Source organism: Citrobacter sp. C6_1 (genome assembly GCF_014596835.2).
In the GTDB taxonomy this organism is placed as follows: domain Bacteria; phylum Pseudomonadota; class Gammaproteobacteria; order Enterobacterales; family Enterobacteriaceae; genus Citrobacter; species Citrobacter pasteurii.
The window spans coordinates 3,543,011-3,556,358 of record NZ_CP115031.1 but is presented as its reverse complement, the minus strand read 5'-3'; the positions used below and the strand labels follow the sequence as shown (position 1 = coordinate 3,556,358).

13 protein-coding genes are annotated in these 13,348 nt (G+C 50.7%); 5 read left to right on the top strand and 8 right to left on the bottom strand.

The annotated features are described in order from the left end of the window. Positions 1 to 127 precede the first annotated feature (127 nt). Genes IB196_RS17190 through IB196_RS17180 form a run of 3 tightly spaced genes read left to right on the top strand, consistent with a single transcriptional unit; the run spans position 128 to position 3,811 of the window. On the top strand, positions 128 to 2,461 hold the full coding sequence (locus IB196_RS17190; protein ID WP_040232720.1) for a molybdopterin-dependent oxidoreductase: 2,334 nt from the start codon (positions 128 to 130) through the stop codon (positions 2,459 to 2,461). Positions 2,462 to 2,463: 2 nt separating this feature from the next. Next, positions 2,464 to 3,012, top strand: coding sequence for a 4Fe-4S dicluster domain-containing protein (locus IB196_RS17185; RefSeq protein ID WP_005125151.1), 549 nt, complete (start codon positions 2,464 to 2,466; stop codon positions 3,010 to 3,012). Between the two features lie 10 nt (positions 3,013 to 3,022). Then, positions 3,023 to 3,811 carry a DmsC/YnfH family molybdoenzyme membrane anchor subunit gene (locus tag IB196_RS17180; RefSeq protein WP_005125152.1) on the top strand — a complete coding sequence of 263 codons (789 nt, stop codon included), beginning with the start codon at positions 3,023 to 3,025 and terminating at the stop codon, positions 3,809 to 3,811. A 39-nt stretch (positions 3,812 to 3,850) separates the two neighbouring features. Here the strand turns inward: IB196_RS17180 and yajL are convergent, their stop codons facing one another. Further along, positions 3,851 to 4,441: a protein deglycase YajL gene (gene yajL / locus IB196_RS17175; protein ID WP_005125153.1), complete on the bottom strand. Its 591-nt coding sequence runs from the start codon at positions 4,439 to 4,441 to the stop codon at positions 3,851 to 3,853. Next, a complete protein-coding gene (gene panE, locus IB196_RS17170; RefSeq protein WP_005125154.1) occupies positions 4,404 to 5,315 on the bottom strand; it encodes a 2-dehydropantoate 2-reductase in 912 nt (303 codons plus the stop codon). The genes yajL and panE overlap by 38 nt, the downstream gene beginning before the upstream one ends. A 174-nt stretch (positions 5,316 to 5,489) precedes the next feature. Here panE and IB196_RS17165 point away from each other — a divergent pair, with 174 nt between their 5' ends. After that, entirely contained in the window at positions 5,490 to 5,981 is a 492-nt protein-coding gene (locus IB196_RS17165; protein WP_003831002.1) for a YajQ family cyclic di-GMP-binding protein, read from the top strand. Positions 5,982 to 6,061: 80 nt separating this feature from the next. Here the strand turns inward: IB196_RS17165 and IB196_RS17160 are convergent, their stop codons facing one another. Beyond that, positions 6,062 to 7,426, bottom strand: a complete 1,365-nt coding sequence (locus tag IB196_RS17160) for an MFS transporter (RefSeq protein WP_005125155.1) — start codon at positions 7,424 to 7,426, stop codon at positions 6,062 to 6,064. Positions 7,427 to 7,661: 235 nt separating this feature from the next. Here IB196_RS17160 and IB196_RS17155 point away from each other — a divergent pair, with 235 nt between their 5' ends. Next, positions 7,662 to 8,036 (top strand): DUF1493 family protein, encoded by a 375-nt coding sequence (locus tag IB196_RS17155; protein ID WP_149691352.1) that lies wholly within the window; start codon positions 7,662 to 7,664, stop codon positions 8,034 to 8,036. A gap of 63 nt (positions 8,037 to 8,099) precedes the next feature. On the opposite strand, the gene cyoE is transcribed toward IB196_RS17155, so the two are convergent. The 5 genes from cyoE to cyoA are packed head-to-tail and all read right to left on the bottom strand — an operon-like array spanning position 8,100 to position 12,893. Further along, positions 8,100 to 8,990, bottom strand: coding sequence for a heme o synthase (gene cyoE / locus IB196_RS17150; RefSeq protein WP_003835956.1), 891 nt, complete (start codon positions 8,988 to 8,990; stop codon positions 8,100 to 8,102). Positions 8,991 to 9,001: 11 nt separating this feature from the next. Continuing rightward, on the bottom strand, positions 9,002 to 9,331 hold the full coding sequence (locus IB196_RS17145) for a cytochrome o ubiquinol oxidase subunit IV (protein ID WP_003021607.1): 330 nt from the start codon (positions 9,329 to 9,331) through the stop codon (positions 9,002 to 9,004). After that, on the bottom strand, positions 9,331 to 9,945 hold the full coding sequence (locus IB196_RS17140) for a cytochrome o ubiquinol oxidase subunit III (protein ID WP_003021608.1): 615 nt from the start codon (positions 9,943 to 9,945) through the stop codon (positions 9,331 to 9,333). Before IB196_RS17140 ends, IB196_RS17145 begins: the two co-directional genes overlap by 1 nt. Next, entirely contained in the window at positions 9,935 to 11,926 is a 1,992-nt protein-coding gene (cyoB, locus tag IB196_RS17135) for a cytochrome o ubiquinol oxidase subunit I (protein WP_188231724.1), read from the bottom strand. Before cyoB ends, IB196_RS17140 begins: the two co-directional genes overlap by 11 nt. Before the next feature lie 19 nt (positions 11,927 to 11,945). Continuing rightward, positions 11,946 to 12,893: a cytochrome o ubiquinol oxidase subunit II gene (cyoA, locus tag IB196_RS17130; RefSeq protein WP_003021613.1), complete on the bottom strand. Its 948-nt coding sequence runs from the start codon at positions 12,891 to 12,893 to the stop codon at positions 11,946 to 11,948. Positions 12,894 to 13,348 lie beyond the last annotated feature (455 nt).

The window sequence follows — 13,348 nt, the reverse complement described above, 5'->3', positions numbered from 1 at the left end:
AGAAACCATTACTGCCTTCGCGATTCAAAAAGATGGCTACCTCTAAGTGATTAGATCTTGATATGCCTCAAGTTGATTATTGGTGAACGATGATTCACTAATGGTGAACTCTTGTGGAGGCAAGATCATGGATGCTTTGAGCAATATACGTTTAAAAAGAAGAACTCTGTTAAAAGGGTTCGGTGTAGTGGGGCTAGCGGCATTAGGGCCAACTTTTCTGGGGTTACGTCAGGCCAATGGTGATCCTTTGCCCCGGTTTCGTCTTAAGCAATCGGATTACCAGACATTTCGTTCGACTTGTGCAATGGAATGTTTGCACTGCAACCTGACGGCCTATGTCTGGAAAAATCGCTTAATGAAAATTGAAGCGACGAAAGGCTTTAACGTGAAGTGTTGTTTACGGGGAATTAGCCGCACGAAATGGGTCTACCACCCGTTACGTTTGACGCAACCCTTGCTGCGTACAGGGGAAAAAGGTGAGGGAAAATTTAAGCCGATATCCTGGAATGCTGCGCTGGATCTTATTGAAAAGAAAATCAGGGAAACAATCGCGACTGATGGCAATAAAGGCCTATTACTCACCGCCGCTTCAGGGAATATGGACTCTATCAAAAATGATATGGGTAAAGCTTTTTTTGATTATCTTGGCGGGTCGACAAAGCATGTCGGCTCGTTATGTTGCGCTGCCGTCACTGCTGCGATGATGCCCATGGTGGGGTTACGGTATGCTGATACTCGCGACACCATACAGGAAAGTCGTTATATCCTTTGCTGGGGTAATAACCCGGCCGTCACGATGCATGCTTACTTCAAGGAATATTCATGCGCGCAACGTAACGGGGCGCGAATGGTGGTCATCGATCCGCGATTTAACGAAACTGCAGCAAAAGCGGATGAGTGGGTGCCTATCGTGCCGGGGACGGATATCGCACTGGCGTTGGGGATGATCAACATTATTATGCAAGAAAAACGCTATGACGCGGATTTTCTGCGGGCACGTACCGGTGCGGTTTATCTGGTTGATGGACACCAGAAATTGATGCGAGCCGATCCGCAGGATACAGACAGCTATCTGGTGTTTGATACCCTGACACAAAGCGTGAAGCGACATGATGCGCCAGGCGTCGTGCCTGCGTTGCTGAATGATGAACTGCCCGACGGGAGCGATTTCTCTACCGTACTGGATAACGTTTGGGCGCAGGCGAAGCCCTGGACAGCGCAGAAAGTAGAGGAAGAAACAGATGTGCCAGCGCAAACTGTGTTACGACTGGCGCGAGACTATGCTTCTACGCAACCTGCGATGATTGTTCAGAATATGTCTGGTGCGCAGAGAACCGAGTTTGGTACTTACGTAGCAGCCAGCCAATTTTATCTGGCGTTGATAACCGGCAATATCGGCAAGCCTGGTGCCGGGGTCTGTGATGCGGGTGGGGTCAGGCAAATGGCGAATTTTTCACCCATCATCCCCCCGGCCCCCAATGCAGCCAAAATTCCATCAATCCCCATTTCCAAAATTGGGGACTGGATTGTTCACGAAAAACCACACTCGATTAAATTCTGGTGGAATATGACGCTGGGCGCGATGACACAGTTGCCGAATACAAACCAGGTCAGAGAAGCCTTTAAAAAAGTACCGTTTGTGGTGGTTGCGGACAACCTGATGAGTTCGTCTGCACTGTATGCCGATCTGGTACTTCCCGTGACAACTATTTTTGAAGATGTCAGTTTAATGGCGGGGGTACGCAGCCATTATGTACAACTCATGGAGAAAGCGGTAGAGCCTCCGGGAGAAGCTAAACCGGATTACTGGATTTTTGCACGTCTGGCCGAGCGTTTTGGGTTTGGCGAAGTCTTTAACCAGCCCATTGAGCATTACATCGATACTTGTCTCAAAGGTTCAGGTATCAACCGTGAGATGCTGAAGAAAGGGCCGGTATGTCCCGTTGAAGAGGATTGGATCCCCTTTAAGGATGGGAAGTTTCGTACCTCAACCGGAAAGGCACATTTTTATATTGAGGAATGGGCCAAAAAGGACTTCTTGCCGGTGGTGACCTGGAAACAGGTGAAAGAGTCGGTGAAAGGTTCGCCTGAACTGGCAAGCAAGTATCCGTTAATGGCGGTACAGCGCAAACTGGCACGTAGCGTACATTCGAGCCACGGTATGAATGAATGGATCCTAGAAATTCAACGCAATCGTCCGAATGTGATGATTCATCCCGAAGATGCCCGTAATCGTCAGATCCAAGCCGGAGAGTGGGTTGTTGTTTTCAATCATCGTGGAGAGCACAGGGCAATTGCTGATGTTACGACGCATATAAAACGGGGGGTTGTGAGCCTGGATAACGGTTGGTGGGAGCAACAGGGTGGGAGTAGCAGCCATGTCACCAACGATCAGGTCGAGCTGCTGGGTAATGGACACTGTTGTAACAGCACGCTGGTTGACGTTAGAAGGGAGGCATAACCATGGCTAAACAGTATGGATTTCTTATCGATATGCAGAACTGCTATGGCTGTAAGACCTGCAGTATGGCCTGTAAATCGGAAAATATGACGCCGCTTGGCGTGCTATGGCGCCGGGTACGTGAGCGTTGTACCGATGAGCCCAATACTCAAGCATTTATCAGTATGTCATGCAATCACTGCGACGATCCTCAGTGTATGAAAGTGTGCCCTGCCGGAACCTATACCAAACGGGCTGACGGTATTGTTGTCCAGGACCATGACCGTTGTATTGGTTGCCGAATGTGTATTATGGCCTGCCCCTGGAGTGCGCCAGTTTATGATGCGCAAGAGGGGAAAACCAGTAAATGTAATCTGTGTGCAGAACGACTGGATGAAGGGTTGCAACCACGCTGTGTGGAATCTTGTCCTGCGAGTGTATTACGGTTTGGTGATATAGACGAACTTCGCAAAGAACATACAACACAGTGGACGGTACTGGAGAAGCGTTACAATCTGCCAGATCACAATATTAGTAAGCCCAATATTGTGATTATTGCGCCACGGGACTGAGGAGAGAGAAATGGAACACTATGAATTGCCATTGGTCTTTTTTACGGTCTTCGCTCAATGGGGGATTGGCGGTGTTCTGGCACTAACATTGTGTCAGAATTTTGGCACGCTGAAATTCAATGCTGAACAATATCGTCGGCTGGCGTTGTTATTTTGGGTCATCACTGTGCTGGGTTCTTTGGCATCCCTTGTACACTTGGGAACACCTACTGGCGCATACCGTTCAATAGCTGGGTTGGGAATATCCTGGTTGAGCCGGGAAGTGGTGGCATTTATCGTATTGAATGCCGTAATATTTTGTTGGCTAGTGCTATGCTGGCTCAAGCCTGGGCACCCGGGAGTGAATCTTCTGGGGGGCGTAACGGCGCTTGTTGGCCTGGTGTCAATTTTTGTGACGTCTCAGGTCTATTACCAAATGGCACTACACCCGCTTTGGCATACTCTAGCCACGCCGCTTGGCTTTCTGGCAACGGCGGTGTTGCTTGGTTTTATGAGCGTGGCGGTGGCGTGCGGTTATTGGTATAAATCCTCTTCAAAGGTATGCAATGCGGGGATTATAATTGGAATCGTGTTGTCCACGAGTGGGTTGTGGTTCCGCTATCATATCCCTGGCGCTGATGCGTCAAGCCCTCTGCTTTGGTGGCAGTTATTTGCCAGTATTTGCGTTGCTATATGGGGAATATCGCGCCTGAACTATGGTACACAGAGCTGGGCGTGGGTGGCGTTAATTGCGACGGGAGAGTTGGCGGGAAGAATGCTGTTTTACAGTAATGTCATGAGCGGGGCGCCCTGGTTCTAAATCTTTTGCCGGATGGCAGCAACCATCCGGCAAGCTCACTTACTCGTAGTAGTTATAAATTCCCGCAGCCATCACCAGTTGTGACGCCACCTCGTGGGCTTTTTCGCGACTCACCAGCAGATCAATAATCTTTAAACCGAAATCGATTGAGGTTCCCGGTCCCTGGCTGGTTAACAGGTTAACGCGCGGATCCCACACGACGCGTTTGTCCTGCCACTGGTCAGCGGGGATCTTGTCTTTCAGCGCCGGGAAGCCCGTCATATTTCCGATGGGGAAAATATCGTGTGGGACGAGGACGGTGGCGGCAGCGGCGCAAATTGCTGCGACAATGCGCCCGGAGCGATGAAACTGTTTCACGGTTTCGACCAGCAGAGGGCTGTCGCGAAAACACTCGGCGCCTTTAATGCCACCAGGCAGTACGATAATGTCAAAATCGCCGTCGGCAACGTCGACTAATGGCGCATCCGCCAGTAGTTTTACTCCCCGTGAGCACACTATAGTCAGGTCGCCATCGCTGGCGACGCTGGCGGTTGTGACCTTAATTCCGCCGCGAGCCAGCAGATCGATAGTAGTCACCGCTTCGGTTTCTTCACTACCAGGGGCGAGACATACCAGTGCTTGAGCGCTCATACTCACTTTCCTTTCTTTTAACCATTTCAAACAGGCGGGCGTTTTCCGGGACGGCGATGCCGTGCGCGCGTGCGCGTTTTAACAAATAACCGGTAATGTAGTCGATCTCGGTATGACGCATGGCGCGAATGTCCTGCAGCATAGATGAGATATTTTCCGCCGTACTGTCAATCACTTGCTCGACATAATAGCGTAAATCATCCGCTGATGTGTGGTGGCCTTCGCGTTCGATGACCGCTGCCACTTCCTCGCAGATGAGCGCTATTTTTTCAGGATGATGGCGTAACTCACCGTTTGGGCAATCCCATAATGCGGTCAGCGGGTTAATGACGCAGTTGACGGCCAGCTTGCGCCATAGCTCGGTGCGAATAGTGTTGTGCCAGGCGACGTCCGGCAGCACCTCTTGCAGGGTTTCAGCCAGATAGCTGAAATCGCCGTCTTGCTCACGCGCCGGCCCAATACGCGTTGTTCCCTGAGCGACATGAATGATGACGTTCCCGTCACGGCGTGCTGCGTGGGTGGTGGTTCCCATCAGCAAGGGTTGCTTAATGTTATGTAACTCTTCAATCGTCCCCATGCCGTTGTGAATTAACAGAATGGGCGTGGTTTCGGGCAGAATTGCGGCCAGGCCTTTTACCGCATCAGAAACCTGCCAGGCTTTCAGGGTGACCAGCAGCAGGTCGCTTTTTGCCAAAAAGTCGGGGTCGTTTGCCGTCAGGGATTCATTAAAAACTGACCCATCCGTGTCGATCAGGTTTACGCTGCAGTAGGGTTGCGGTACGCGCAGCCACCCTTGCACCTCATGTCCATGTTTGCACAGCGCTGTAAGCCATAGCTGTCCTAACGCTCCACATCCCAGTACGGTAATTTTCATTCTTCCTCCTCACCTGCAACAGCACCAGGTGTTAATCCATATCGACCGCACCCCATTATTGTTCGCAGATGTCACTACCACGTACAATGAAAGGATACAGCCTAGTATAGCGCTGTCTGTTGAGTAACTTTGCAGGTATTATGCTTCGCATCAAAAATGAAGGGAGAGGAAAAGATGCCATCTTTCGATATTGTCTCTGAAGTTGATCTTCAGGAAGCCCGTAACGCGGTGGATAACGCCAGCCGTGAAGTCGAGTCACGCTTTGATTTTCGTGGCGTTGAAGCCACTTTTGAGCTGAATGAGTCAAATAAGACGATTAAGGTGCTGAGCGAGTCTGATTTTCAGGTTAATCAGCTGCTGGATATTTTGCGTGCCAAGCTGCTGAAACGCGGTATTGAAGGCACCTCGCTGGACGTACCAGAAACTTTCGTGCACAGCGGTAAAACCTGGTTTGTTGAAGCTAAGCTGAAGCAGGGCATTGAAAGTGCGGTGCAAAAGAAAATCGTTAAGCTGATCAAAGACAGCAAGCTGAAGGTGCAGGCGCAGATTCAGGGTGAAGAAATTCGTGTGACCGGTAAGGCGCGTGACGATCTGCAATCCGTCATGGCGTTGGTTCGCGGTGGTGATCTCGGCCAGCCGTTCCAGTTTAAAAACTTCCGCGATTAAGTCGTAATGCCTGAGCCGGCCTACAGGTCGCACACGCTATTTGTAGGCCGGATAAGACGATAGTCGCCATCCGGCAATCTTCACGCCTGGCTTATGGCCTGCTCAACCTCAAATCGATTGGTGACTTTGCTGTCGATTTTCACGTAGGCCGAATGCTCCTTCGCCACAATTAACACTTCGCTTATCCCTTCTTTCGCCAGCAGACGCTGCTTCAACGTGTCATCCGCGGCAATCTCTGGTGGGATTTCCACGCGCAGGCTGCTGACGTACGGCGGTTCTTTCATTGTGCTTGCCACCAGTAACCAAATGGCTGCCAGCAGCGCGCCAGCCAGGAATACGGCCTGACCATCAAACATTTCGACCACCCAACCACCGAGTGAACCGCCAATCGCCACGCCAAGAAACTGGCTGGTGGAGTAAACGCCCATCGCCGTGCCTTTATAACCTGCAGGTGATTCTTTGCTGATAAGCGAGGGGAGAAGGGCTTCCATCAGGTTAAAGGCGAGGAAGAAAATCTGCACGCCCGCAATCAGACCCCAGAAACGAATGTTAGCGCTCCACAATACAATCTCTGCAATAAGGATCAGTAACACGCAGGCGAGGAATACGCGTTTCATCTTGCGCTTCACTTCGGCGTAAATGATGAACGGCACCACGGAAACAAAGGACAGCAGCATCGTCACCAGATAAATTTTCCAGTGTTCTGCGGCGGGGAAACCGGCTTTCGCCAGTTGTCCTGGTAACGCGACGAAAGTGGACATCAGCAAAATGTGCAGGCACATGATGCCAAAATTAAGCTTCAGCAGTTTGGGCTCCGCCAGCACTTTGCTGAAACTATCTTTTACCATCCCCGACTCGCGATTCAGCACATGGCTGGTGCTATTGGGAACGACCCAAATGGTCAGCACGATACCGGTGGTGGCAAGGGCGGCAATCATCCAGAACAGCGCGTGGAGCCCCAGCGCATGGGTAACGATTGGCCCCAGCACCATCGCAATGGCAAAGGTGATACCAAAGCTGACGCCGATAAACGCCATCGCTTTGGTGCGGTTTTGCTCGCGGGTTAAGTCGGAAAGCAGCGCCATCACGGCGGCGGCAATCGCGCCAGAGCCTTGTAGGGCGCGGCCAAGAATTATTCCCCAGATTGAATCGGAGAGCGCGGCAATCACGCTGCCGAGAACGAATACCGCCAGTCCGCCGACAATAAGCGGCTTACGGCCAATGCGGTCAGAAAGCAGACCAAAGGGGATCTGGAAGACGGCCTGTGCCAGGCCGTAAATGCCGATGGCAAGGCCTATCAGCGCTTCACTGGCGCCCTGTAGCGCCATACCGTACGTGGTCAGAACCGGCAGAACCATAAACATGCCAAGCATGCGCAACGAGAATACGGTCCCTAAACCCCAGGTGGCGCGCAACTCACCGGGCGTCATTTTGTAATCGTTCATTCCCACCTCTGTATTAATTTCGCGCCTAGTGTAAAGCGGGGAAGGAGTGCGGTAAACCTCTACGATATGTGGAATTGTGTTGTGGGAAAATTGCAATAATTACACATGTAACTAATTTACTTGCGATAATTTCAGGTGTAGTCTTTTTGTGGTTATTTCTAATGGAAAGAGGGAAAAGGAAAATGGTATTTCGCGATAAATATAACCAATTGCTTCCTATTGATGACTGTTTCCGATGGATATCATTCTAATGAGTATTCAAGACGATGTGTTAACGCTTTTCAGGGAAGAAATACCTGGGTATTTGGATGAAAACTGGAAAGAGGTTCCTTTAGAACTCGATTCAGATTTGTTTGAGGCCCCCGGTGATGACTTATACGACGCATTACGAAAGTACAGGAAGATGTTTAATATTGATTTATCGGAGGTAAATTGGGCTTGTTATTATCCTTGGGAAAACACGCCTCTTCTGACTCGGTGGTTCAAGGCTAACCGAGAAGAAGTGGAAGCAACGCGCATACCGTTAACCGTAAGGATGTTTGCTGAGTCGGCTGAAGCGGGGAAATGGCTGTTTGAGGTCTGGGATGATAAACAAAAAGACGAGACCTAATGCTCTCCAAACTGCATAGTAATAAAAAAGGGTGCCGAAGCACCCTTTTCGTATCAGCAGATTTTACCAGACGTAAGTCAGCAGGTTCTGCGAGTTTGGCACCATAAAGTCGACGGACATCATCACGGAAAGCGCGGTAATGGCGATGATGGAGAAACCGAACAGCTTGCGCGCCCAGACTTTGTCATCTTCCACTTTATAACCGCGCAGCGCCATGCCCAACCACCAGACGCTCACCGCCGCAGCAACAATCAGGTATTTATAACCTGCATAGCCGCCCAGGGTTAGCATCAGCGTGGCGATAGCAAATGCGATGATGTACAGCGTGATATGGTTTTTCGCGACTGAAATGCCTTTCACCACCGGCAGTACTGGGATGTTGGCAGCCTGATAATCCTTAAAGCGGAAAATCGCTATCGCGTAAGAGTGCGGCATCTGCCACAGGCTGAAAATAGCCAGCAGAATCAGCGCACCGCTATCGAACTCACCGGTTACGGCGCAGTAGCCAATCACCGGTGGTGCTGCGCCGGAGAGTGAGCCAATCAGCGTGCCATAAACGGAATGGCGCTTCATGTACAGGCTATAGACGCCCACATAGACCACGAAGCCCATTACCCCCAGCCAGCAGGCCAGAGGGTTCGCGCCAAACCACAGCAGCATAAAGCCAGCAATACCCAGCAGGGTGGCGTATACCAGTGAGACCGCAGGGGAAATCAGACCTTTAACCAGCACGCGGTTTTTGGTCCTCTCCATCTTCCTGTCGATATCCCTGTCGATGTAGTTGTTAAATACACAACCCGACGCCACAACCAGTGACACCCCAACCAGCGTGTAGATAAACAGGGGATAATCAATGCTGCCTTTCGAGGCCAGCAGGAACCCCCCAATCACCGAGATCAGGTTGCCAAAGATGATGCCTGGTTTCGTTACTTGCAGGTATTGCTTAAACATCATAATCGCCGCTCTTAGTGCATCATCATGTTGTAGTTAAGGTTCCACATAATCCAGATGGAGCCCACAACCAGGATGGCGATGATTAGCACAGTAAAGACAAAGGCCGTCATGTTCCAACCTTCATCAGATTTGCTATTCATGTGCAGGAAGCACACCAGGTGCACCAGAATCTGTACCACTGCCATTGCCAGAATAGTTCCCAGAATGACGGCCGGAGAGGCAGAACCTGTCATCACCATCCAGAACGGAATGACCGTCAGGATGATCGACAGGATAAAACCTGTCATGTAGGTTTTTACGCTGCCATGGGATGCGCCGCCGCTCTCGTTAGCATGACTCATTACATCGCCCCCATCAGATAAACAACAGTGAACACACAGATCCATACCACATCCAGGAAGTGCCAGAACAGGCTCAGGCACATGATGCGGGTACGGTTAGTACTGGTCAGGCCGCGACGAGCCACCTGCACCATCAGCACCGCCATCCAGATAAGACCGGAGGTGACGTGCAGACCGTGCGTGCCGACCAGCGCGAAGAACGCAGACAGGAAGCCGCTGCGATCCGGGCCCATACCGTTAACAATCAGGTGATGGAATTCATAGAGTTCCATCCCGATGAATCCGGCACCGAACAAGAAGGTCAACGCCAGCCAGGAAATAACCTGGCTCTTGTTGTTCTTGTACATAGCGATAGCCGCCATGCCGTAAGTAATGGAGCTGAATAACAGCAGGAATGTTTCAACCAGAACGAACGGCAGTTCAAAAATGTCCTTACCTGTTGGGCCACCTGCGGTGCCGTTCACCAGAACGGCATAGGTTGCAAACAGAATAGAGAACAGAATGCAGTCGCTCATCAGGTAGATCCAAAATCCGAAGATCTTGGTCTGGCCTGCATCGTGGTGCCCGTGTTCGTGCGCGTGGGCAGTCGCGTGCGTTAAAGTATCAGTTGCCATTTTTCAGCCCTGCCTTAGTAATCTCATCGAAATGCTGGTTTTCCAGTTTTTCGACTTCCGGGACCGGCACGTAGTAATCCACGTCTTCATCAAAGCTTTTCACAATCCAGCTGATGATCATGCCTGCGAAGCTTGCAATCGCCAGCCACCAGATATGCCAGATCATGGCGAAACCAAACAGTGTCGCGAAGGCGGTAATGACGATACCGGCACCGCTGTTCTTCGGCATATGAATTTCTTCATAGTGCGCAGGCTGCTTGTACGCTTCACCTTTTTCTTTCATTTCCCAGAAGGCATCACGCTCGTGAACGTGCGGCACAACGGCAAAGTTATAGAACGGAGGCGGGGAAGAGGTTGCCCACTCCAGCGTACGGCCACCCCATGGGTCACCGGTCAGGTCACGGTTCTGCTCGCGCTCGCGAATAGAAACGTAAATCTGAATCAGCTGGCACAGGATACCCAGTGCAATCAGTGCAGCACCGCAGGCGGCAACGACCAGCATTGGATGGAACTGAGGGTCAATCTGCTGGCTGAGACGACGGGTCATCCCCATGAAGCCCAGCACGTACAGCGGCATAAATGCCACGAAGAAGCCGATGATCCAGAACCAGAATGCGCGTTTACCCCAGGTTTCGTTCAGCGTGAAGCCAAACGCCTTTGGCCACCAGTAGGTCATACCTGCGAAGCAGCCAAATACGACGCCGCCGATGATAACGTTATGGAAGTGCGCAATCAGGAACAGACTATTGTGCAGTACGAAGTCCGCACCCGGCACCGCCAGCAGTACGCCGGTCATACCGCCGACTGAGAAGGTCACGATAAAGCCAATCGTCCACAGCATCGCTGAGTGGAATACGATACGGCCCTGATACATGGTGAACAGCCAGTTGAAGATCTTCACCCCGGTCGGGATGGCGATAATCATGGTGGTAATACCGAAGAAGGCGTTTACGTTAGCGCCTGCACCCATGGTGAAGAAGTGGTGCAGCCAAACAACGAACGACAGAACGGTGATACACACGGTTGCCCACACCAGCGAGGTGTAACCAAACAGGCGTTTACGCGAGAAGGTTGCAGCGATTTCGGAGAATACCCCGAAGACCGGCAGAACCAGAATGTACACTTCCGGATGGCCCCAGGCCCAAATCAGGTTGATGTACATCATCATGTTGCCGCCCATATCGTTGGTAAAGAAATGGGTGCCCAGATAGCGATCCAGGGTCAGCAACGCGACGGTGACAGTCAGGATTGGGAAAGAAGCGATAATCAGGATGTTCGCACACAGAGACGCCCAACTGAATACCGGCATCTTGAACATGGTCATACCTGGCGCACGCATCTTAATGATGGTCACAAAGAAGTTGATACCGGTCAGCGTTGTACCAATACCGGACAACTGGACTGCCCATATCCAATAATCGACCCCGACGCTTGGACTGTACTCTATTCCCGAGAGCGGCGGATACGCCAGCCAACCGGTCTGAGCAAATTCACCTACGCCCAGAGACAGGTTAACCAGGATTACGCCGACAACGGTGAACCAGAAGCTCAGGTTGTTCAGGAATGGGAACGCAACGTCACGTGCGCCGATCTGCAGCGGAACCACCAGGTTCATCAGACCGATAACAAATGGCATTGCCACGAAGAAGATCATGATCACGCCGTGAGCCGTGAAGATCTGGTCGTAGTGGTGAGGAGGCAGGAAGCCCGCTTCACCTGCAGAAGCCAGCGCTTGCTGACTACGCATCATGATGGCGTCGGCAAAGCCACGAATCAACATGACGATTGCGACGATGACATACATGATGCCAAGGCGTTTGTGGTCAACCGAAGTCAGCCACTCTTTCCACAGGTAGGTCCACTTACCGAAGTAAGTGATTAGGCCCAGTAAGGCCGCACCACCGATGATAATGGCAGCGATCGTAACCATGACAATGGGTTCATGGAACGGCACTGCATCCAGCGTCAATTTTCCGAACATCGTATTCTTCCTCGGCCCCTTAGTGAGCGGATTCCGCGTGGCTCATGTCCATGCCTTCCATGCCTTCGTGTGCGTTGTGCTCACCTTCGGGTTGGGTCATGTCCATGCTCTTACCGTGAGCCATAAATTTGTTAATAACGTCTTTAAACAAATCGGGTTTCACGTTGGAGAAGTATTCCACCTGGTTGTATTCGCTTGGCACAGCCACTTTCTCGAACGCAGCCATGTCGCTCATGGTGTTCGTGGACTGTTTAGCTTTAGCAACCCATTGGTCGAATTCGGCGCGGTCCTTTGTTGCGATAGCCTTGAACTTCATGCCGGAGAAGCCTGGTCCGCTATAGCTTGCGGAGATACCATCATAAGTACCGACTTCGTTGGCGATCAGATGCAGTCGAGTCTGCATACCGGCCATGGCATAAATCTGGCTACCCAGACGCGGGATAAAGAAGGAGTTCATCACGGAGTTGGATGTCACTTTGAACTCAACCGGAGTATTCGCCGGGAAGGCGATTTCATTCACGGTAGCGATACCCTGTTCCGGATAGATGAAGAACCATTTCCAGTCCATGGAAACCACTTCGATGGTAATGGGCTTCTCGTCATGCGCCAGCGGTTTGCTTGGCTCAAGAGCGTGAGTGGTTTTCCAGGTCAGTACGGCAAGGAAAATGATGATTAAGATCGGCACCGTCCAGACCACAGCTTCCACTTTATTGGAGTGTGACCAGTTCGGGCTGTACTTCGCATCTTTATTGCTTGCACGATACTTCCAGGCAAAACCAACAGCCATCAAGATGGCAGGAATAACGACAATCAACATCAGGCCAAATGCCGTCAGTATCAGTGAACGTTGTTCCAGTCCAATCTGTCCTTTAGGGTCAAGCAGCGCAGAATTACAGCCACTGAGTAACGCAGTGCCTGCAATTAATGACAACCATCCCAAACTTTTATTGTATTTCCTGAGTCTCATTTAACGACCTCAATTCCACGGGACCGGGTGGCGTTTAAAGTGTGAGGGCATTTTACGGGAAGGTTACATTACTGTAAACATCCTTGGATCTGTGTTACTGGGTTCTGCCGTGCATGTCACATATGTTGCAATATATGTCGCTTTGGCTTTAAGAACCTGTTGCGACATCACGTTATAACGAAAGCAGGCAGACGGGGGACAGGCTGAGGGCAATTGGTATAACCAATACTAAAATAAAACAATTGTTTAACAATTGATTATCAATAAAAAGACAAATGATGAACAAAAAATAAATCTGATTCGGCTGAATCGAGTAAGGAAAATAGAATTTATAAAAGGAGTCAATAATTTCCAAATTCTATGGCGCACAAAACAACAAATATTATTTTCATTAACTGCTGTTTATTTGGCCGTTATAATTACGCAAGGTGATTACAACGGCCAAATTAATGTGA

Coding starts and splice junctions, on each gene's coding strand:
- IB196_RS17160 (WP_005125155.1), bottom strand. CDS start 7,426: ATGAACGATTACAAAATGACGCCCGGTGAGTTGCGCGCCACCTGGGGT.
- cyoE (WP_003835956.1), bottom strand. CDS start 8,990: ATGATGTTTAAGCAATACCTGCAAGTAACGAAACCAGGCATCATCTTT.
- IB196_RS17185 (WP_005125151.1), top strand. CDS start 2,464: ATGGCTAAACAGTATGGATTTCTTATCGATATGCAGAACTGCTATGGC.
- cyoA (WP_003021613.1), bottom strand. CDS start 12,893: ATGAGACTCAGGAAATACAATAAAAGTTTGGGATGGTTGTCATTAATT.
- yajL (WP_005125153.1), bottom strand. CDS start 4,441: ATGAGCGCTCAAGCACTGGTATGTCTCGCCCCTGGTAGTGAAGAAACC.
- cyoB (WP_188231724.1), bottom strand. CDS start 11,926: ATGTTCGGAAAATTGACGCTGGATGCAGTGCCGTTCCATGAACCCATT.
- IB196_RS17140 (WP_003021608.1), bottom strand. CDS start 9,945: ATGGCAACTGATACTTTAACGCACGCGACTGCCCACGCGCACGAACAC.
- IB196_RS17180 (WP_005125152.1), top strand. CDS start 3,023: ATGGAACACTATGAATTGCCATTGGTCTTTTTTACGGTCTTCGCTCAA.
- IB196_RS17155 (WP_149691352.1), top strand. CDS start 7,662: ATGGATATCATTCTAATGAGTATTCAAGACGATGTGTTAACGCTTTTC.
- IB196_RS17145 (WP_003021607.1), bottom strand. CDS start 9,331: ATGAGTCATGCTAACGAGAGCGGCGGCGCATCCCATGGCAGCGTAAAA.
- IB196_RS17165 (WP_003831002.1), top strand. CDS start 5,490: ATGCCATCTTTCGATATTGTCTCTGAAGTTGATCTTCAGGAAGCCCGT.
- panE (WP_005125154.1), bottom strand. CDS start 5,315: ATGAAAATTACCGTACTGGGATGTGGAGCGTTAGGACAGCTATGGCTT.
- IB196_RS17190 (WP_040232720.1), top strand. CDS start 128: ATGGATGCTTTGAGCAATATACGTTTAAAAAGAAGAACTCTGTTAAAA.